This is a genomic window from Aeromonas sp. R2-3 (assembly GCF_040908375.1).
Classification (GTDB): Bacteria; Pseudomonadota; Gammaproteobacteria; order Enterobacterales; family Aeromonadaceae; genus Aeromonas; species Aeromonas veronii.
The window spans coordinates 438271-458004 of sequence record NZ_JBFODP010000017.1; the positions used below are offsets into that span (position 1 = coordinate 438271).

Annotated in this window: 15 protein-coding genes; 10 read left to right on the top strand and 5 right to left on the bottom strand. The window is 54.6% G+C overall.

Translation table 11 applies throughout. The annotated features are described in order from the left end of the window. The first annotated feature begins 50 nt into the window (after positions 1-50). Together AB5Z02_RS07635 and pbpC are read left to right on the top strand one after the other, a co-directional pair. Complete coding sequence (locus tag AB5Z02_RS07635) at positions 51-4934, top strand: alpha-2-macroglobulin (RefSeq protein WP_368215764.1); 4884 nt, start codon at positions 51-53, stop codon at positions 4932-4934. A gap of 52 nt (positions 4935-4986) precedes the next feature. Continuing rightward, complete coding sequence (gene pbpC, locus AB5Z02_RS07640; RefSeq protein ID WP_368215826.1) at positions 4987-7332, top strand: penicillin-binding protein 1C; 2346 nt, start codon at positions 4987-4989, stop codon at positions 7330-7332. A gap of 426 nt (positions 7333-7758) precedes the next feature. Here pbpC and AB5Z02_RS07645 read toward each other — a convergent pair whose 3' ends face one another. Continuing rightward, positions 7759-8724 carry a hypothetical protein gene (locus AB5Z02_RS07645; protein WP_279495898.1) on the bottom strand — a complete coding sequence of 322 codons (966 nt, stop codon included), beginning with the start codon at positions 8722-8724 and terminating at the stop codon, positions 7759-7761. 177 nt (positions 8725-8901) lie between these two features. On the opposite strand from AB5Z02_RS07645, the gene thiI reads away from it, so the two are divergent. Beyond that, on the top strand, positions 8902-10350 hold the full coding sequence (gene thiI / locus AB5Z02_RS07650) for a tRNA uracil 4-sulfurtransferase ThiI (RefSeq protein ID WP_368215766.1): 1449 nt from the start codon (positions 8902-8904) through the stop codon (positions 10348-10350). Positions 10351-10424: 74 nt separating this feature from the next. Here thiI and AB5Z02_RS07655 read toward each other — a convergent pair whose 3' ends face one another. Next, on the bottom strand, positions 10425-10817 hold the full coding sequence (locus tag AB5Z02_RS07655) for a hypothetical protein (RefSeq protein WP_005333978.1): 393 nt from the start codon (positions 10815-10817) through the stop codon (positions 10425-10427). A 100-nt stretch (positions 10818-10917) separates the two neighbouring features. Then, entirely contained in the window at positions 10918-11550 is a 633-nt protein-coding gene (locus AB5Z02_RS07660; RefSeq protein ID WP_005333975.1) for a trimeric intracellular cation channel family protein, read from the bottom strand. A gap of 373 nt (positions 11551-11923) precedes the next feature. On the opposite strand from AB5Z02_RS07660, the gene AB5Z02_RS07665 reads away from it, so the two are divergent. Continuing rightward, positions 11924-12793 carry a flagellin gene (locus tag AB5Z02_RS07665; RefSeq protein ID WP_042083804.1) on the top strand — a complete coding sequence of 290 codons (870 nt, stop codon included), beginning with the start codon at positions 11924-11926 and terminating at the stop codon, positions 12791-12793. 227 nt (positions 12794-13020) lie between these two features. Here the strand turns inward: AB5Z02_RS07665 and AB5Z02_RS07670 are convergent, their stop codons facing one another. Further along, the gene (locus AB5Z02_RS07670) at positions 13021-13227 is read right to left on the bottom strand and encodes a hypothetical protein (protein WP_259587027.1); all 207 of its coding nucleotides are present in this window, start codon (positions 13225-13227) and stop codon (positions 13021-13023) included. A gap of 145 nt (positions 13228-13372) precedes the next feature. Here AB5Z02_RS07670 and AB5Z02_RS07675 point away from each other — a divergent pair, with 145 nt between their 5' ends. From AB5Z02_RS07675 to AB5Z02_RS07700, 6 genes are read left to right on the top strand one after another with little or no spacing between them, the layout of a single operon-like run. Next, a complete protein-coding gene (locus tag AB5Z02_RS07675; protein WP_042083797.1) occupies positions 13373-14239 on the top strand; it encodes a flagellin in 867 nt (288 codons plus the stop codon). 36 nt (positions 14240-14275) lie between these two features. Then, positions 14276-14701 carry a flagellar protein FlaG gene (locus AB5Z02_RS07680; RefSeq protein WP_042083794.1) on the top strand — a complete coding sequence of 142 codons (426 nt, stop codon included), beginning with the start codon at positions 14276-14278 and terminating at the stop codon, positions 14699-14701. Between the two features lie 25 nt (positions 14702-14726). Then, a complete protein-coding gene (gene fliD, locus AB5Z02_RS07685) occupies positions 14727-16127 on the top strand; it encodes a flagellar filament capping protein FliD (protein ID WP_368215769.1) in 1401 nt (466 codons plus the stop codon). Positions 16128-16150: 23 nt separating this feature from the next. Continuing rightward, positions 16151-16573 carry a flagellar export chaperone FliS gene (gene fliS / locus AB5Z02_RS07690; RefSeq protein WP_042083790.1) on the top strand — a complete coding sequence of 141 codons (423 nt, stop codon included), beginning with the start codon at positions 16151-16153 and terminating at the stop codon, positions 16571-16573. Next, positions 16573-16896 carry a hypothetical protein gene (locus AB5Z02_RS07695; RefSeq protein ID WP_368215771.1) on the top strand — a complete coding sequence of 108 codons (324 nt, stop codon included), beginning with the start codon at positions 16573-16575 and terminating at the stop codon, positions 16894-16896. Before fliS ends, AB5Z02_RS07695 begins: the two co-directional genes overlap by 1 nt. Next, positions 16896-18986, top strand: coding sequence for a 6-hydroxymethylpterin diphosphokinase MptE-like protein (locus AB5Z02_RS07700; RefSeq protein ID WP_368215773.1), 2091 nt, complete (start codon positions 16896-16898; stop codon positions 18984-18986). Before AB5Z02_RS07695 ends, AB5Z02_RS07700 begins: the two co-directional genes overlap by 1 nt. Before the next feature lie 65 nt (positions 18987-19051). Here AB5Z02_RS07700 and AB5Z02_RS07705 read toward each other — a convergent pair whose 3' ends face one another. Further along, positions 19052-19723: a trans-aconitate 2-methyltransferase gene (locus AB5Z02_RS07705; RefSeq protein ID WP_368215775.1), complete on the bottom strand. Its 672-nt coding sequence runs from the start codon at positions 19721-19723 to the stop codon at positions 19052-19054. Positions 19724-19734: the final 11 nt, after the last annotated feature.

Below are 19734 nucleotides of genomic sequence, written 5' to 3' on the forward strand. Positions count from 1 at the left end.
CTGTTTCCAGCCACGCTGCGTTTGCAGCGCTCCAACTCGGGATGGAACTTATGCGCCTCTTCGACTCTCCCTCTGCTTCTCACCGCTCTACCGCTGGAACCGACGCTTTGCGCCGCCGCTGGTCAACCCTGCTGCTTTGCGGGGTAGTCGGTTTGCTGTCTGGCTGCGGCCCTGACAAACCCACCAGCCAAGTACCGACCACAGAATCGACTGCCCAGCAGGAGGCCGGGGCGCCAACTTCTGTAGTGCAGGCCAATGCCCGCCAATATCGCGATGCGCCGGCACTGGCGCTGGTCTTCTCCGGCCCCCTGGCGCCCAAGGCCAATTGGCAGAGCTGGCTCGGGGTCAGTGAGGGGGGCAAGCAGGTGCAGGGGGAGTGGATCCTCGCCGAAGATGGCCGCACCCTCTATTTTCCGAACGTTCAGCCCGATAAAAGCTACGAGGTGAGCCTCAAGGCGGGGCTGGGCCCATCCCCTCAGAGCTGGACCCTCAAGACCCGGCCGCTGGAGGCGGGGGCCTCCTTTACCGCCAGCGGCATGGTATTGCCGCTGCGCCAAGAGCTGCGCCTGCCCATCAGTGCGGTCAATGTGGATGAGGTCAATATCGACTTCTTTCGGGTCGATGCGGAATATCTGCCCCGTTTTCTGGCGGAATATCGCCCCGGTGCCGGCATGGGGAACTGGGAGCTTGAGCAGATCACCCAGCGGGCCAAGCGGGTATTCAGCGGCCGCTATGCGCTGGAGCTCGATGCCAACCGGCGCGAGACCCGCCTTATCAATGTGAAGGAGCCGCAGCTGGCGGAGGCTGGTGTCTATTTTGCAGTGATGTCGCCCCTTGGCAATTACGACTGGCGCAAGGAGACCACCTATTTTGCGGTGAGCGACATGGGGCTCAGTGCCCGTCGTTACCGCGATCAGCTGGAGGTGTTTGTCAGCTCCCTGGCCAGCGCCGACCCGCTCAAGGATGTGCAGCTCTCCCTGCTCGACGAGAAGGGCAACCGGCTGCAGGTGCAAACCACTGATCCGCAGGGCCATCGCCGCTTTGATCAGGTGCAGGGGGCTCGCTTGCTGCTGGCCGAACAGGGCAACCATCTGGCGGTGCTGCGCCTCGATGGGGCTGCGCTCGATCTCTCCACCTTCGATCTCGGCACCCAGCCCTGGCAGGCCCAGCAGCTCTATCTGTTCAGCGGGCGCGATCTCTATCGTCCCGGCGAGCGGCTCGACAGCGAGATCCTGCTCAAGGGGCAGGATGGCCAGCTGTTGCCCGGCATGGCGGTGGAGCTGGAGGTGAAGCAGCCGGACGGTCAATTGCTCGAACAGAAACGGCTGCTACCCGATAGCCTTGGCGCCGCCCACTACGGCCTGCGTCTGCCGGACGATGCGCCGCTCGGGCGCTGGACCATCAACCTCAAGACCGCCGCCGGCAGCCGCTTCGAGTGGCCTTTCCTGGTGGAGGAGTTTCTGCCGGAACGGCTGAAACTGCAGCTTGGCAAGGGGCCGGATGGGGAAGTCACGAGTCTGGACGCTGCCCTGACGCTGCCACTGCAAGGGGACTATCTCTACGGCGCGCCGGCGAGCGCCACCAAGGCGAAGGCGGAGGTTAAGATCAGCCGCGCCACCATGCCCTTTACCCAGTGGCAGGAGTTCACTCTGGGTGACGTGCTGCTCGCGGAGCAGGCCAAAGATCTCGAGCCCCTCAATCTCACCCTCGATGCGCAGGGGCAGGGGACTTTTTCGTTAGCTGATGAGCTCGATGGGGTGCGCGCCCTCGGGCCGCTGGAGGTGGCCTATCGGGTATCGCTCGCCGAGCCCGGTGGCCGCGCTGTCAATCGCAGCCGCACCCAGTATGGCTGGCCTGCAGGCAGCCAGTGGCCGGCACTCAAGGCCGATTTCGTGGCCGATCGGGTAGAGGGGGGCAAGCCTCTGCCCTTCCAGATCCTCAACCTCGATGACAAGGGCCAACCGGTGGCGGGGGCGGTGAAAGTGCGCCTTATCAACGAGTACCGCGACTACTACTGGCACTACGCCGATGGCGAGGGGTGGAAGTACGAGTTCAACAGCCAGCCCTATCTGGAGCAGGAGCAAACCCTGCAGCTGGATGGCAAGGGGCCGACCCCGCTCACGCTGCAACTGGCGGCGGGCTGGTATCGGTTGGAGGTTGAGAACAGTCAGGGTCATCAATCCAGCCTACGGGTGGAGATAGGCAGTTACGCCTGGGGCGGTGGTGGCGAGCAGGCACGGCCCGACAAGATTGCCATCACCCTCGACAAGCGCGCCTATCAGGCGGGTGACAAGGCCAAAGTGACGCTGGTGGCCCCGCGCCCCGGCAAGGGGTTGCTGCTGGTGGAGGATGGCGACGGCCTGCGCTGGTGGCAGCGCATCGAGCTCAAGGGCGCAGGTGGCGATGCCAAGGATGCCCGCGGCGAGTTCGAGATCCCGGTCAGTCCCGAGTGGCAGCGTCATGACCTGCATATATCGGCCCAGATCGCCGCGCCAGACAGCGCGTCCAAACCGTCCGGCAAGCAACAGGGGCAGAGCCTGCGCTCGGTCGGACTGGTGCCGCTCACCCTGGATCGGGAAACGCGTCGTCTGCCGCTTACCCTGAGCGCACCGGATAAAGCGGTGCCGCTTACCCGGCTGGAAGTGACCGCCACCTCCACCCCCAACAGTCAGGGGCGCGTGGTGCTGGCGGCGGTGGATCGGGGCGTGCTCAATATCAGCGACTACCAGCCGCTCGACCCGTTCGAGATCTTCTTTGGTCGCAAGCGCTTCGCTCAAGATTTGTTCGACAACTACGGCCAGGTGATCCCGCCGCAAGATGGCAAGCTGGCCCGCCTCAACTACGGGGGCGATCGGGCGCCGCTGAAAAAGGGTGGCGCGCTGGAGAGCCGGGTCGAGATCGCCGCACTGTGGAGTGGCGAGGTGAGCTTTGATGAGAGTGGCAAGGCGGTGATCCCGCTCGATCTGCCCAACTTCAACGGCGAGTTGGCGCTGATGGCGCTGGCCTGGAACGAACAGCAGGTCGGGGAGGCCGAGCGCGCCGTCAAGGTGGTGGCGCCCTTGGTGGCCGAGATCGGCTGGCCGCGCTTTGGCGCCAGAGGGGATGAGACCCGGGCGCTGGTGCAGCTACGCAACATGAGCGGCGAGGATCAGACCCTCTCCCTTGTCTGGACCCTCAACGGTGGGCTCAAAGCAAACGGCGAGCTGCCTGGCAACCTTTCCCTTAAAAATGGCGAAGAGCAGTGGTTGACCCTGCCGCTCACCGTGACCGGGGCGAGCGGTGTGGCGAGCCTGCAGTTGGCGGCCAGCGGCAAGGATTTTGCCATCAGCCGCGACTGGACTTTGCCGCTGCGTTCCCCCTGGCCGGCCGAGACTCGCCAGCGCTACCAGATGCTGGCCCCCGGCCAGCAGATGAGCTTTGCGCAAAGTGAGCTGGCCGGGCTGGATCGCGCCAATCTGCAGGGGCTGCTCAGCCTCTCAGGTACTCCGCCCTGGGATCCGGCAGCCCAGTGGCAGGCGCTGGCTGACTACCCCTACGCCTGTCTGGAGCAGACCCTGTCCCGTGCCTGGCCTTACTTGCTGACCACGGCCGATGAGCGGGCCGCCTGGAGCAAACCCGCAGAGGGCAAGAAAGCGGCGAGCGAGGCGGATGTGCAACGCGCCCTGCTGCAACGGCTGCAGCGGTTGCAACTGCCAAGCGGCGGTTTTGGCCTGTGGGATGGTCGCTCCGACGAGGAGCAATGGCTCACCGCCTATGCCGCCGACTACCTGCTGGCGCGCAAGGAGGCGGGCGACGCCGTGCCGGAGGCAATGCTCAATCAGGCGCTGAACCGGCTGCAGAGCTATCTTACCGACAGCCAGTATGGCGAGCGCTGGAGCAGTGCCCCCGAGCACAGCCGGCTGGCCTATCAGGCTTACAGTGCCTATGTGTTGGCCCGGGTGGGCAAGGCGCCGCTCGCTACCCTGCGCCTTATCTTGGAGCAGCAGGCTGATCACGCTCGCTCCGGTTTGCCACTCTTGCACCTCTCGCTGGCCCTCTCGGCCATGGGGGATGAGCAGAACGCCGCCAAGGCCCTCAGCCGGGCGCTAGGGACCGAGCGCGGTGACGACTACTTGGGGGATTACGGCTCGCCGCTGCGCGATGAAGCCCTTGAGCTCTCCCTGCTGCGCCAACACAAGCTGGCTGCGGATCGCTGGCCAGCCCTCAGTGCCAAGGTGGCCGATGCCCTGGCTCACCGTCAGTGGCTCAGCACTCAGGAGCGACTCGCCCTGCTGCGACTCGCCCGCTTCGATCCGGCCGCCGACTGGCAGGCCAAGGTAACTTCCTCTCTTGGCAGTGGACCCCTGAGCGGTTCGGCACCGCTGCAGCAGGGCGCCCCCGAGGCGCTGGCGGCGAGCACCGTCACCAACGAGGGCAAGGGATCCCTCTATGTGCAGCGCACTCTGGTTGGTTACCCCGAACAGGCTCCGGCACGGATCAGCAAGGGGATGAGCGTGACCCGCAGCTGGTTCAACAGCGACGGTCAGCCGTTTGATCCCGCCAAGGTGAAGGTGGGCGATCTGGTGGTGGTGCGGCTCAACGTCAGCAGCGAATCGGCGGTGCCCGATGCCCTGCTGGTGGAGATGGTGCCCGCCGGCTTCGAGCTGGAGAACCCGGCCCTTGGCAACAGCATCAAGCTGGAAGAGCTCTCCATCGAGGGGAAACCGGCGTGGCAGAGCGAATGGAACGATTATCTCAAGCATCAGGAGTTTCGCGATGACCGCTACACGGCAGCGTTGGATCTGAGCGAGGGGAGCAACCAGCAACTGGTCTACCTGATGCGGGCGGTGACGCCGGGTCGCTATCAGGTGCCGCCGACCCAGGTGGAGGATATGTACCGGCCCGAGCTGCGGGCTGTGGGTGAGGATATCCATGAGGTGATCATCTCTGAGTAATGTTCCCTCCCTTGAGCGGGTTCGCCCGCTCACTTTCTGGCAGCGTGGCTGGCTGAAATTAGGTCGCAGCGGCCGCGCAGGCTGGCGCTGGCTTGGTGGCCTGCCACGCTGGCTGCTCTTCTCGGTGCTGGGAGTTGTCGCACTGCTCCTGTCATTGCTGGCGCTGGATCGCATTTTCCCGCCGCCACCACTCGACCCCGCCTACGCACGGGTGGTGCTCGACATGAAGGGGCGGCCACTGCGCGCCTTTGCCGATACCAGCGGCGTGTGGCGCTACCCCGTTACCCTGGAGCAGGTCTCACCCCGCTATATCGAGGCGTTGCTGGGTTACGAGGATCGCTATTTCTGGCGTCATCCCGGAGTCAATCCGGTGGCCATGGTGCGCGGGGTCTGGCAGTGGCTGCGCTATGGGCGGGCCGTGTCGGGCGGCTCGACCCTCACCATGCAGGTGGCGCGCCTTATCGAGCCCTATCACAGGAGCGTGCCCGGCAAGCTGCGCCAGATGGCGCGCGCGCTGCAACTGGAGTGGCACTACGACAAGCGCACCTTGCTCACCGTCTACCTCAACCGGGCGCCGTTTGGCGGCAACCTAGAGGGGGTGCAGGCGGCAAGTTTTGCCTATCTCGGCAAGAGCGCCGCCAAGCTGACCTATGCCGAGGCTGCGCTCTTGGCGGTGCTGCCGCAGGCTCCCAGCCGCAACCGGCCGGACCGGCATGCCGAGCGGGCCCGCACCGCCCGTGACAAGGTAATGCAGCGGCTGGTGGCGCAGGGCGTCTGGCCCGAGCCGGTGTGGTTGGAGGGACGTATCGAGCCAGTGCTGGCCCGCGGTCACTTCACGCCGATGGAGGCGCCGCTCTTTGCCCGTCTCGCCGCCGACCATCAGGCCGGGGCGCTGGTGCACACCACCATTGATGGCGATCTGCAGCGCTGGTTGGAGGGGCGGGTGGCGAGCTACATTCGCCGCTTCCCCGAGCAGACCTCAGCGGCGTTGCTCTTGGTAGATAACAAAACCATGGCTGTGCGCGCTTATGTGGGCAGCGCCGAGTATGGCAATTTGCGCCGCCACGGTTATCTCGACATGGTGCAGGCAATCCGCTCTCCCGGCTCCACCCTCAAGCCCTTTATCTACGGTCTGGCGATGGATGAAGGGTTGGTGCACTCGGCCTCCCTGCTCTCCGATGCGCCGAGGCTGGGATCTGACTATCGCCCCGCCAACTTTTCCGGCGCCTTTCAGGGGCCGGTGACCCTCGCTCAGGCACTGCAGCAATCCCTCAACGTGCCGGCGGTGCAGGTGCTGGAGGCGCTCGGGCCCGACAAGCTGGTCAGCCGCCTCGACAACGCCGGGGTGCGGCTGGCCCTTTCCGACAAGCCCAATCCGGCCATCGCGCTGGGGGCAGCGGGCATTCGACTCGAGCAGCTGGTGGCGCTCTACAGCTCGCTCACTCGGCAGGGGCAGGTGGCGATGCCGGTCTGGCTGGCGGGGCAGCAGGCGGTGTCGCGCCCCTTGCTGAGCCCGGGGGCTGCCTGGATCATCTGGCAGATCCTGAGCGCCCAGGGACGGGCTGATCAGCCTTTTGCCAGTGAGGCAACCGGCAGGGTCAACAGGCTGGCCTGGAAGACCGGCACCAGCTATGGCTATCGCGACAGCTGGGCGATGGGGGTCTCCGGTCGCTGGACCATCGGCGTCTGGCTTGGGCGCCCCGACGGTACCCCCATGCCCGGTTTCTACGGTCAGAGCGCGGCGGTGCCGTTGCTGCTCTCGGTCTACTCGCGGCTCTCGGACAACAGCCCTCTGCCGGCACAGCCCAATACGGTGAGCGAAGCCGAGTTCTGCTGGCCGCTGGGGCGCAAAATGAGCGCGACCCTGCCTGAGGCCTGTTTGCAGCGCCAGAGCGCCTGGTTGCTGGAAGGGCGCGATCCTCCCACCTTGCCGGATCCCATGGACTGGCCCTCGCCGCTGCGCCAAGTTGCACTCACTACCGAAGGCAAGCCGACCCTGGCACGCTGCCAAGATGCGGCGCAATCCGGTTTTCGGGCACTCTGGCCTTTGTCGCTGGAGCCGTGGCGGTCCCCCGGCGAGCGACGGCAGGCACTGCTGGCCAGCGGTTGTGCAGGGGAAGAGCAGAGTGCCGAGCTGCAGGCTCCCATTCGCATCGTGGCGCTGGGGGAGGGCAACCTTATCCGCAGCCAGCGCTATCGGTTGCAGCCTAAGGTGCTCGGCGGTGTCGGCAAGCCAGCCTGGTTTCTCAACGGCCAGCGGCTGCGCTGGGATGGCGATCAGGTGCTGAGTGTGGCGGGGCGCTATCAGCTGGTGGTGGTGGATGAAGCAGGCAACAGCGATCGCATCGAGTTTCGCGTGGTGCATCCTGACGGTGATGCCGGCACCATCACCCATTGATCGTTTTGTCGGCAGCCATTGAGGTGAATGTAATTAACCATTTGAAATGCATCAATATTTGATTGAATGAATTAATTTGTGAATAATTACGAATTCATTCAAATCCAATCGGGAGTTCTCTTTTGCTGCGTGTTCTGTGTCCCTTGCTGGTGCTGATGAGTTCGGGTTGTGCCACAACCAATCATGGTGATCACCATGTTTCTCCTGAACGTACCGGGTTCTATTCACCTTTCGAACCTGCTTCCGAGAGTTTTGCGCGTTGCTATCAGAAACAGTTTGCTTGTACCCCTGCCAATATCCGCCGTGACAGGGTGATGGAGGCGCGCAGGCAGGCGCAAGAGCGGGCCAATCACCGGGGTGATGATTGGTAGGCCGCAGATAACGAGAGGGGTTGGCAGATGCCAACCCCTTTTTCATTCCGCCAATTCAGCCCTGTTGGCGCAGATGACCGAGCCGGGTGAAGAAGTGCTGGCTCTTGCGTTGGTGAAAGTGGCTCTTCTTGATGGGATGGACGATGAGGCGGCTTTCGGGATGGCTCGCTTTTAACTGGTGGAGCATGGCTACGGCGGGCAGGCTGGTGCTGACCAGGGTGGTGAGTGGCATGCTGAGGGTCTCGGGCCCGAGCAGTTGATTGAGCCCTTGTTGAGCCTGCTCAAAGCGGGTCACGGCCGCCGAGTCGGCATAGCCGCTACCCAGCATGGTGAGCAGGTTGTCGAGGGCCAGATGAAATTCGGCCAGCTGTTGGCGAAAGCCGCTGCGCCCGCGCAGGGCAATCAGCTCTGCAAACGGAATGTCGGCCAGGTGAGTGGGCACTTGCAACGGGATCTCGAGGTGGAAGCAATCCTGACCACCGCGATTGTGGTAGCGGGATTCGAGCAGATGGAGCAGGCGGTCGAGATAGTCGTGATCGGTAATGAGCGCCCCGTCATTGGCGAGTGCCCACTCACGGGCGAGGCGCATGGAGATCAGGTTGGCAAAGCGCCGCGCCATTCTGATCCCACCCTCATCCCGGGTCGCAAAGCCGTGAGTCAGGCAAAAGCCGTGCAGTCGCTCCAGTCCCGCCTGATCCGGGCAGAAGCAGTCGTGGTTGGCCTCCTGACGCCAGCGACCAATCAGTTCCTTGTTGCCAAACACCTTGTGGCGGACGAAATCGGGGGCCACCAGGCCGCTTATCTGGCTCTCCAGTTGCGGGGTAATGGCGGCAAAGAAGGCGGCATCGGGCCGTTCGGCCAGCAGATCGGTCTGCTGTTGCAAGGTATCGAGCAGGGCGGTGAGGCCGCTCTTTTCGCTGACGGTGAAGACGAAGGCAAGCCGCTCCAGATAGAGCAGGGCAAATTTGAGCCAGAGCTCGTCGCGTACCTCCATGCCGGGGTAGTAGATATAGGTCTTCATCGGATCAGTCTGTTGTCAAAAATCTGGCGAGGCGCAGGGTCGGGAATATACGCAAGATTGGCGCTGCACGGCAAACACTGCGTGGGGTAATGTGAGCAAACGCTCATCCAGTAGGCGTTGGCCACAAAGTTCTGATATAATTCGCGCCCTTAAATCAAGGTCACCCGAGTCATTACCATGAAGTTCATTATCAAGCTGTTCCCGGAAATCACCATCAAGAGCAAGTCGGTTCGCCAGCGCTTTATCAAAATCCTGCAGGGCAATATCCGCAATGTCCTGCGCCGCTTCGACGACGATGCCCGCGTACGGATGGATTGGGACAAGCTGATTGTGAGCTCCCGCAATGACCAGTTCCGCGAGCAGGCTATCGAAGCCCTGGCCTGTATTCCGGGCATTCAGGCTTTCCTCGAGGTTCAGGCCAGCAAGTTTACCGATCTGCACGACATCTTCGAGCAGGTGAAAGCCGTGTGGGGCGACCAGCTCAAGGGCAAAACCTTCTGCGTGCGCGCCAAGCGCCACGGCAAGCATGAGTTCTCCTCCCTCGAGGTTGAGCGCTATGTGGGGGGCGGTCTGAACCAGCACTGCGAAAGCAATGGTGTGCGCCTCAAGAACCCGGATGTGAAGATCAACCTCGAGATCGACGGCGAGGAGCTCTTTATCGTCAGCGCCATCCATCAGGGGCTGAGCGGCATGCCCATCGCCACTCAGGAAGATGTGCTGAGCCTCATTTCCGGCGGTTTTGACTCCGGTGTGGCGTCGTTCCAGTTCATCAAGCGCGGCTGCCGCGTGCACTACTGCTTCTTTAATCTGGGCGGTGCTGCCCACGAAATCGGCGTCAAGCAGGTGGCCTATCATCTGTGGAACCGCTTTGGCTCCTCCCATCGGGTACGTTTCACTGCGGTGGACTTCGAGCCGGTGGTTGCCGAGATCCTCGAGAAGATCGATAACGGTCTGATGGGGGTGGTGCTCAAGCGGATGATGATGCGTGCTGCCGCCAAGGTGGCCGATGAATTCCAGATCCCGGCGCTGGTGACCGGTGAGTGTGTGGGTCAGGTCTCCAGCCAGACTCTCACCAACCTGAACGTGATCGACCGGGTCACCGACAAGGTGATCCTGCGCCCGCTCATCACTTGGGACAAGCCGGATATCATCAACGAAGCCCGCCGTATCGGCACCCTGGAATTTGCCGAGACCATGCCGGAGTATTGCGGTGTCATCTCCAAGAAGCCGACCGTGAAGGCCGAGCTCTCCCGCATTGAAGAGGAAGAGGCCAATTTTGACTTCTCCATTCTGGACAAGGTGGTCTCTGAGGCCCGTTACCTCGATATCCGCCGTATCGGTGAAGAGACTGCCGCTGAAGTGCAAGAGGTGGAAACGACTCAGGTGCTGGGCGCTGACGAGGTGATCCTGGATATCCGCTCTGCCGACGAACACGACGAGAAGCCGCTGGTGGTGGAAGATCGTGAAGTGCTGCATATCCCCTTCTTCAAGTTGGCTACCGCCTTTGGCGATCTGCCCAAAGAGAAGACCTATCTGCTCTACTGCGATCGCGGTGTGATGAGCAAGCTGCAGGCGCTCTATCTGAAAGAGAAGGGCTTTGACAACGTCAAGGTGTACCGCCCGTAAGCGTGTTTTTCACCTTCAATAAAAAATCCGGCCAATGTGCCGGATTTTTTATTTCACAGAGTGAGCAATGACTATCAGGGACAGGGAACCGGAGTGAAGGAGTCTTGCCCCTGACAACGCCAGCCCATTTCTGCCTCCCGCATCTGCCACAGGTTGTTGCTGCGATAGAGGGTCAGGATGTAGATCATGTCGCTCTTGCTGCCGTCGAGGGCGACCGAGAGCACCAAGTCATTGTCCAGTTGCTGGGCATGGATGCGGCTGGGCGTGTCACCATGACCGACGAATCGCAGAGCTACCTCACGGTAGTCATTAACCCAGTTTTGCTGTTGATGGCTTGCCTGGCGTATCTGCTGGTTGAACTGCTGCACCGGCGCCGAGGCCAGTCGTCCAAATACCACTTGTGCTTCGGCGTGGGCTGCCGTCACGTTCGCCAGGAGAAGGGTGGTAAGCATACCGATTTTGCGCATGAGAAGTTCCGGCTAACAACGACTGCTTCTATGACAACAGAAAAGCCTATTTGGTTCAACGCGTGGCCCACAGCGACATGATGACGCTGTGGGCCTGCTCTCAATTGCGTTGCAGGGAGAAGGTCGGTAGCGAAAGATGCCAGTAGATAGCCGCGACCCGTAGGCCAAACACGGCCGTCATGCAGATGAGCATGGCCGTTACCCTGTCCATGTTGGCCTCAAGCGCCAGGGTATAGAGAATGCCGCCAAGGATACAGGCGGTGGCATAGATCTCTTTTTGCAGCACCATGGGAACCTCCCGCGCCAGTACATCGCGGATCATGCCACCGGCAACCCCGGTCATAGTGCCCATGATCACGGCAATCAGCCCTGGGGTGCCGAAATTGAGGGCCTTCTGGGCACCGATCACGGTAAAGAGGGCTAGCCCGAAGGCATCCGCCACCGGCAGCACATACCAGGGCATCCTGCGGGGCAGCTTGACCATCCACATACCGATCAGCGCCGTCGCAATGACGACCCAGATATAGAGGGGATCGCGCACCCAAAACACGGGGGTGGCTCCCAGGATCATATCACGGATGGTGCCGCCGCCGATGGCAGTGACCGCCGCCAAAACCATGACGCCAAACCCGTCCATTCTGAGTCGGCCAGCCACCAATACCCCTGAAAACGCGAATACCGCAGTACCAAACATGTCGCTGATGTAAACAATCTGCTCAACCAGTGTCTGCATGGAGAACAACTCACGCTAAATTGTTGATGGGGCCGCGATTTTAGGGGCTGGTGAGCCCAATCGCCAACAGTGCTCGACAAAATTGAGAGTCGGGACGGATTTTTTCTCGCAGCACGAACGGTAGTGTCTCGTTTGCCCCCTGCCGTTGGCTAGCTTCAGAAGGTTGAGCCCATCACAGGTTTAGGTCCGATTTTTTCCTTAAGTTTCCCCCCGACCCGCCGATATATAAGGTAAGCGGCGTTAATGCGATGAAGCGTTGAAAAAAACGCTAAAGACATCCAAAAACGAGCCGTTAAATAAGACGCATCGGGCACAGAAAATAATAAAGCCAGAGCAAATAGAAGAGTAAATTTAATAGCTTAGGAGAATAGTCATGGGCCTTTTTATCAACACTAACGTATCATCACTCAACGCGCAGCGTAACATGATGAATGCGACCAAATCACTGGATACTTCCTATACTCGTCTGGCTTCCGGCCTGCGCATCAACAGCGCAAAAGATGATGCGGCTGGTCTGCAAATCTCCAACCGTCTGACCTCCCAGATCAACGGTCTGGATCAAGGTAACCGCAACGCCAACGACGGCATCTCCTTGGCACAAACTGCTGAAGGGGCCATGGATGAAGTGACCGGCATGCTGCAGCGTATGCGTACTTTGGCACAACAGTCGGCTAACGGTTCCAACTCTGCCAAGGATCGTGAAGCGCTGCAAAAAGAGGTGGATCAGCTTGGAGCTGAAGTAAACAGGATTTCTAATGCAACGACTTTTGCAGGAACTAAGCTTCTTGATGGTTCGTTTGGTGGTACTTTCCAGGTGGGTGCGGATGCCAACCAGACTATCGGTTTCAGCTTGAGTCAAGCTGGTGGATTCAGCATCTCTGGTATTGCAGCTGCCGCGGGTAAAGCGACAACTTTTATAAGTGGTTCAACTGCTGGTGGAATCAGCATCAGTAGCCAGAGCAATGCACAGGACGTATTAGCCGCTGTCGATTCTATGTTAGAAGTGGTTGATGGCAAACGCGCCGAGCTTGGTGCAGTGCAAAACCGAATGGATTCGACCATCCGTAACCAGGCTAACATCTCGGAAAACGTCAGCGCAGCTCGTTCCCGTATCCGTGATGCAGACTTTGCTATCGAAACGGCCAACATGACCAAACAGAATATTCTGCAACAGGCGGCCTCAAGCATCCTGTCACAGGCCAACCAGAGACCTCAGTCAGCACTTCAACTGCTGCAAGGTTAACAAAAGAAAACAGGGCGGTTGTTCAGGCCGCCCTGGTCAAGAGATGGAACAAAGGGGTGTTCGGGTTCGCACCTTGTTCTATCGGGAGAAGTATAATTCTCTACTAGTAATGCCAAGTGTTGTCCAGCTGTTCAGTTCTGTCACGCTTGGTCATATTCTCCTGAGCATATGCTCATCTTTAGGCCGGTTTACCGGCCTCTTTTTATTGTGTCGCCAAATTGACGTCACTATGTCTTAGCATGAACCGTGCCAATGTTCCTCATGCCGTAAACTGGGTCATCATCAGCGGTGAGTTGCATGATGATGCTGCTCAATTCATGTTCTTTTGCCGCCAGCCGGATAAAAGTTGCCGCTTTAGGCAACAATTTTCCTAAAGCTTGTCTCTGCGCTGCCGTTAAATAAAGTGAAGCAATCGAGGGGTGTTCGGAATCCAACGTTTGCACTACTGCGGGTGGCCTGTTCGTTCAAACAGACACCCGCCTGAAGAGACAGGAATGTTCAACCTCTCTTCAAACGGTGGGACGTCGTGCGGTTTTGACGACGCAACCCGCAGTCGCATGTTCTTCGGGAGAATTTATTATGGCCATGTTCATTAATACCAATACCTCATCACTGAACGCCCAGCGTAATTTGATGAATACCACAAAATCACTTGATACTTCGTATACCCGCTTGGCATCTGGCTTGCGCATTAACAGTGCAAAAGATGATGCGGCCGGTCTGCAGATATCCAACCGTCTGACCTCCCAGATCAATGGCTTGGATCAGGGCAACCGTAACGCCAACGACGGCATCTCTTTGGCGCAGACCGCAGAAGGGGCGATGGATGAAGTGACCGGCATGCTGCAGCGCATGCGTACCTTGGCCCAGCAATCTGCCAACGGCTCCAACTCCGCCAAGGATCGTGAAGCTTTGCAAAAGGAAGTTGATCAGCTTGGTGCTGAAATCAACCGAATCTCAAAAGATACTACGTTTGCAGGCACTAAATTACTTGATGGAAATTATGGTGGTACCTTCCAAGTCGGAGCGGATGCTAACCAGACTATCGGTTTCAGCTTGAGTCAGGCTGGTGGATTTAGCATCTCCGGTATTGCAGCTGTTGCAGGGAAAGCTACAACCTTTATTAGTGGTTCAACTGCTGGAGGTATCAGCATCAGCAGTCAGAGCAATGCACAAGATGTGTTATCCGCAGTTGATTCTATGTTGGAAGTGGTTGATGGTAAGCGTGCTGAGCTTGGTGCTGTTCAGAATCGACTGGATTCCACCATCCGCAACCAAGCCAATATTTCGGAAAACGTAAGTGCAGCACGTTCACGTATTCGTGATGCAGACTTTGCGACCGAGACTGCCAATATGACCAAGCAGAATATTCTGCAACAGGCAGCTTCGAGTATTCTGGCACAGGCTAACCAGAGACCGCAGTCTGCTCTTTCCCTGCTTGGGTAATGGGTTGACTAGGCTGACTAAGATGGGAGAGATAAGATGGCAACCGAAATAGGCAATCTGTCATCTGCCAATGGCGCTTCCTTACAGCTAAGTGACAAGAGCGGCCAAGTGGCCGCTCAACTGCTCTCTGGCAAGGTAGAGGATGCCGGGACTGTACAGCAAAAAAGTCAGGAGCAGGCAAAGGAAACTGAGCTTCAACAAGTGCAGAGCCAGGCAGATATTGAAAAACAGGTACAAAACTTGCAGGAATTTGGCATATTGCAAGGGTGGACCGTTAATTTCAGCATGGAGCAGGAGTCTGGCCAGGTGGTAATAAAGGTAATGGACTCTGATACCCGCTCGGTGATCCGCCAGATCCCTACAGAAGAGTTGATTGCTATCCACAAGCGGATCCAGGCGTTGCAGCAAGGTGAAGCAGGGGCGAACCCTAAACGCGGACTGTTGTTTGATAGCGAGATTTGAACCGAATTGATGAGGAGAAGATAACATGGCCATTACTTCTGCCGGGGCGGGCTCTGGGCTTGATCTTGAGAGCGTCATCGCTGCTAGCGTAGCGGCCAAGAAGGCCCAGCTACAGAAACCGATTTTGACCAAGCAAAACAGCACCCAGATCAGCATATCTGGTATAGGCCAGCTGAAGTCATCCCTCACCGCATTCACCGATATTCTCGATACTTTGAGCAAACCTGGCGCTTTCAACAAGCGAGCCGTCACCATCACCCAAGATAAAGATAATCCGGTGATGAAGGTGGAGAGTAAAAGTGGTGGCTCCAATGGCCAGTACAATATTACCGTCAATAAATTGGCAACCACTAGCCGTGTTGAAGGTGAATTTGCCAGTTCGACAACTCCACTTGTGACTCAGGATGGTCAGTTGACCTTCAAAGCCGGTGACAAGGAATTCAAGGTTGATGTCAAGGCAGGGGATACTCTGCAAGACATTCGTAAAAGTATTAATAGCAACGGAGATAACTTCGGTCTTAGTGCAAATATCGTCAATACTGCCGATGGTAAGGCAAAATTTGTTATTGACTCTGGGATATCTGGAGATGGCAACGATTTGGTGATCACTGGCAATAATTCTGAGCTGGATATCTTTGCAACTGGCGCTACTGGTTCTGCGATGAGCCAGAAGCAAGCCGCTAGTAGTGCTGAAATTACTGTTGATGGTAATACACTTAAAAGTGATACCAATGTGTTTGACGACTCTATTCAGGACTTAAAATTAACGGTTTTACGTGTATCCGATAAAGAGAGTGATGGCACAACTCTGAAATCCAATAAAGTTGCCATAACAACGGATAAAACTGCTATTCAGGATATGGTTAAGCAGTTTATTGATGGTTACAATGCGCTGCAAGATAAAATGGATGCGCTGGGCAAGCGTAATAGTATAGTTGGTGGAGTTAGACAAGATGATGGTGGCGCGCTCGCTGGTGATGCGAGCACTCGCACCATTAGCAGTTTTATGGCTAATACTGTAACAAATAAAGCAGGTACCAGTACGACTTACTCAACCATCTTTGAAGTAGGCATTAAGATGGACAATAAAGGCAAGTTGTCTCTGGACAAAACAAAATTTGATAATGCTGTTGATAAAAACTTTGACCAAGTCGTTGGGCTTTTCGGTGGAGAAAAGGGTATTGCTGCAACCTTGAATACAGGTTTAAAAGAGTATTCCAAGTCTGGCGGTATGCTGGATCAACGCACAGATGTTTTGAATGCCGATCTGCGTAGCTTGAACCAGAAGCAGGCCACATCAAACGCTCAATTGGTTAAATACGAAGCTTCACTACGTGCTCAATATGGTAGCCTGGATGCCTTGTTAGTGAAAATGAATCACTCAGCGGCAGCACTGCAATCATTACAGATTAATAACAAGAAATAAATTGATATTACGAGGAGCAGGCTATGTACCAGCGTAATCTTAAAGCATATAAGGCAACCAGTGTCGCTGCTGACTTGGCTGTTGCCGATCCTCATCGTGTTATTCAGCTCATGATGCAAGGTGTACTTGAACGTTTGGCTCAAGCCAAAGGTGCAATTGAGCGTCGTGATATGGAAGCAAAATCTACCGCTGTATCGAAAGCTCAGGGATTATTACATGGTTTGCAGGATGCACTTGATATGAGTCAAGGGGCTATAGCTGAAGATTTATACAGCCTCTATTCCTATATGGACGAGCGAATTTGGGATGCAAGCCTTGCATTGGATGTAGCCCCGATTGAAGAGGTCATGGCTTTGATGGTTACTATAAAATCTGGTTGGGATCAGTTACCCGATTCTGCTAAACAACAGGGCTATCAAATGAGACAGCAACTGGGTGAGTTGTAATGACCACTTTAGCTTCTTTGCAACAAGCTCTCACAGAAAATTACGAGCAACTTCAATATCTTTTAGCCAGAAAAAGCTATGATGATGCTCTGGTCTGTATGGATTATCGGATCTCTTTGATTGACCGTTTGTTGTATCTCGTTGAAAGTGAGCCTTCACTGAAACAAGATGCCACTTTGTTGGCTACATTACTTTTCCAACAAGAGGAAAGTATGAAAAAAGTGGCATCCGATCACCATAAAATAATTTCCAATGAGTTATCTGCGATTGGGTTGGCGAGTAAAGCAAAGCAAATTTATAGTGTGAATAGCAAGGAGTTCTGATGTCGGGAAATATTGATGATATTTTGAAAAAAGCTGAGGGTGTTGCTTTACGACTAAAAGAACGTGCAGAGCAAGAAGCTGCCATGTCGGTGGCCTTGCCCCTTCGATTCTCACAGAATATTGCTGCATTTCGTAAATATATCCCCCATATTGCAGATATGTATGAGTCATATAAACCAAGCCGACCATTTCGTTTTTTTTGTAATGAAAATGGCCAGCCAAACATGGCTTGGTTGGATGATAATATTGCGGTTTATGGTGACGAACCATATCTTATTTGTGAGACTTTAGTTCAGGAGTTTATGGATAAAGGAGGGCTTTCAAAGTTCTCATTTAGCCAAGAATCCAATCCACTCGGATTTATGCATGTAGATTATCTAAATAAACTGAATGCATATTTTGAAGAGATATCTTTACAAGAAAAATTGTTAGAGAAAGTACCAAATGAAGTACCTACCGCCCTCGTTTTTGGGGTTGGACTGGGTTACCATCTTGGTTATCTATATGAGCGCTGTAAGATTGGTACGTTATTCCTTTTTGAACCAGACTTGGATCTATTTTATGCATCGCTATATTGTTTTGATTGGGCTCCACTACTCGATTATTTGCACCAAGAAAATCTAGGTGTTCATATTTTGTTAGGCCAAGATGAAGAAACAATATTTAATGATTTTGCTTCAGCTATTCACAGCCGGGGATCTTTTCTGATTGCCAATGCATTTTTTATGTGGGGCTATCAGAGCGAAAAAATAAATATGTTAATTGAGAAAGTTCAGCGTGAGTATTATCTTCTGGTTATGGGATGGGGTTTTTTTGATGATAACTTGATTGCACTATCTCATACTGTTGATAATATAGAACGGGGAGTACCATTTTTTCTCAAAGACAAAAAAATACCGGAAAGATATTCCAGAACACCAGTTTTTGTTATTGCAAATGGTCCTTCTTTAGATGCATCTATTTCTTTTATTGAAAAAAATAGAGATAAAGCAATCTTAATATCTTGTGGAAGTGCCATTTCAGCCTTGCATAAATTAGGTATTAAACCTGATATCCATGTTGAAACTGAGCGAACTAAAATAGTTTATGATTTTTTAGTTAATTTGAATGCAAATGATTATTTGCATGACATTCTTTTTCTGAGCACAGATGTGATCCATCCTTATTGCTCTACATTATTTGATACATCAGCGTTAATTTTTAAGCTATATGAACCAGGTGTAACACTTTATCATGCTAATTTTTCTAACTTACCAAAACATGCAGCTCTAGGTGGTTTAAATCCTTTGGTTGGTAATATTGGAGTTCGTGCACCTATTCACCTTGGCTTTAAAAACATATATTTATTTGGTCTTGATAATGGCTATAAAAATAAAGAGCATCATCACTCAAAATTTAGTTCCTATTATAATAGTGAGGCGGGGGCGGAAGTACTTGCTGATCTGATGTATGGTGATAATCAATGGCACCATGAGGGTAACTTTGGTGGTTTTGTTACGACAGATGCAATGTTTAATTCATCACGTGTCATTGTAGAGCAGGTGTTGGCTGCTAATGACGATGTTCGATGTTTCAACTGCAGTGATGGAGCAAAAATCACCAACGCAAGGCCATTACCTTGTGGTGAAATTAAACTCTTTGAAATAATAAATAAAAAAGAATTGCTCATTCATATTGCACAATTATCTGCACCTATCCCATTGTCTAAAAAGGATTTTAAGCCATATTTAGGGGTTGATTACTTTGAGTTGTTTGTTGACAAAATGTTGGGTGAATGGAGGCAGAACTTTTCTTCCAGAAATGAGCTGAATCAACTAATGCTATGTAACTTTGGGTATCTCTCACAGATCGCGGCGACTCGCCAAAAACATATATCTCAAGTTATGATAGGATCAATGAATTATGTATTCGCGATTTTAAGTTCTATTCTTTACTCCTTTGAAGGTGAAGAAAAGACTATTTCACTGATGAAACCAGCAATTAATTTATGGTTAGAGTTTTTAGAGAAGGCTCGGGATATGTATCCTATGGCTTTCGATAGTGTTGATATGATTGATAATGAATTCATGTCCTTTTTTAGAAAAGAATGATTTTTCTTATGTAGTGAACAAGGCGTTATTCTTTATTGTGGGAGGCAAAAGCCTCCCTTTTTATATCAGTAATTCCTTTGGAGATATGGATTTTTTGCATCAAGAAGCCGTGAGTCTTTTTTCAATAGTTGAACAGAAACCAATTCATCTGGCTCCAGCTCATTGGTGCCATCATGATGTTTGATGTGCTCAAATATTCGACAATAGCTTGGGTGCCAACTGAACATACTACTGTAATTCATTTTATAGCTAAATAGGTTGGCATGATGTTGGTAGTCATTTCGATAGTGCCCTGTCGGAGGACAAAAATCGTAAACAGCCATTACGCCCTTGTCTACGAGCAATCTGTCACTATTAGCCGCAATGGTGAATAAATCCTGTGGATCGCATAGATATAAACAAAAACCGAAAATAATCAGGTCGACAGGTTCAATATCAGGCAAACCATCTGCAGTTCCAACGCTTAGATTTAATTCGGGATAGCTCTTATCCCCATCCTCAATCGCTGTTTGTGATGGATCTATTCCATAGCAGGTGGCACCATAATAATTAGCCAGTTGTGCTAATCGCCAACCATTGGCGCAGCCAATTTCAAGGATTCGTTTCGGTTGGTAGCCGATACTTTGTAGTGCTATGAATATAGGGTCATTACTCAGAGCTTTTTGATTGATGCAGAATTTATTTCTCTCATACCATGCATCAGCCTCTTCTTTCATGAATACGTTTTTTTGTTTCATATAACATACCC

Bases quoted from the DNA above. Each gene is read 5' to 3' on its own strand.
- AB5Z02_RS07660 (WP_005333975.1), bottom strand. From the start codon at position 11,550: ATGCAGACACTGGTTGAGCAGATTGTTTACATCAGCGACATGTTTGGT.
- AB5Z02_RS07675 (WP_042083797.1), top strand. From the start codon at position 13,373: ATGGCCATGTTCATTAATACCAATACCTCATCACTGAACGCCCAGCGT.
- AB5Z02_RS07665 (WP_042083804.1), top strand. From the start codon at position 11,924: ATGGGCCTTTTTATCAACACTAACGTATCATCACTCAACGCGCAGCGT.
- AB5Z02_RS07700 (WP_368215773.1), top strand. From the start codon at position 16,896: ATGTCGGGAAATATTGATGATATTTTGAAAAAAGCTGAGGGTGTTGCT.
- fliD (WP_368215769.1), top strand. From the start codon at position 14,727: ATGGCCATTACTTCTGCCGGGGCGGGCTCTGGGCTTGATCTTGAGAGC.
- AB5Z02_RS07635 (WP_368215764.1), top strand. From the start codon at position 51: ATGCGCCTCTTCGACTCTCCCTCTGCTTCTCACCGCTCTACCGCTGGA.
- fliS (WP_042083790.1), top strand. From the start codon at position 16,151: ATGTACCAGCGTAATCTTAAAGCATATAAGGCAACCAGTGTCGCTGCT.
- AB5Z02_RS07695 (WP_368215771.1), top strand. From the start codon at position 16,573: ATGACCACTTTAGCTTCTTTGCAACAAGCTCTCACAGAAAATTACGAG.
- AB5Z02_RS07680 (WP_042083794.1), top strand. From the start codon at position 14,276: ATGGCAACCGAAATAGGCAATCTGTCATCTGCCAATGGCGCTTCCTTA.
- AB5Z02_RS07655 (WP_005333978.1), bottom strand. From the start codon at position 10,817: ATGCGCAAAATCGGTATGCTTACCACCCTTCTCCTGGCGAACGTGACG.
- AB5Z02_RS07705 (WP_368215775.1), bottom strand. From the start codon at position 19,723: ATGAAACAAAAAAACGTATTCATGAAAGAAGAGGCTGATGCATGGTAT.
- AB5Z02_RS07645 (WP_279495898.1), bottom strand. From the start codon at position 8,724: ATGAAGACCTATATCTACTACCCCGGCATGGAGGTACGCGACGAGCTC.
- thiI (WP_368215766.1), top strand. From the start codon at position 8,902: ATGAAGTTCATTATCAAGCTGTTCCCGGAAATCACCATCAAGAGCAAG.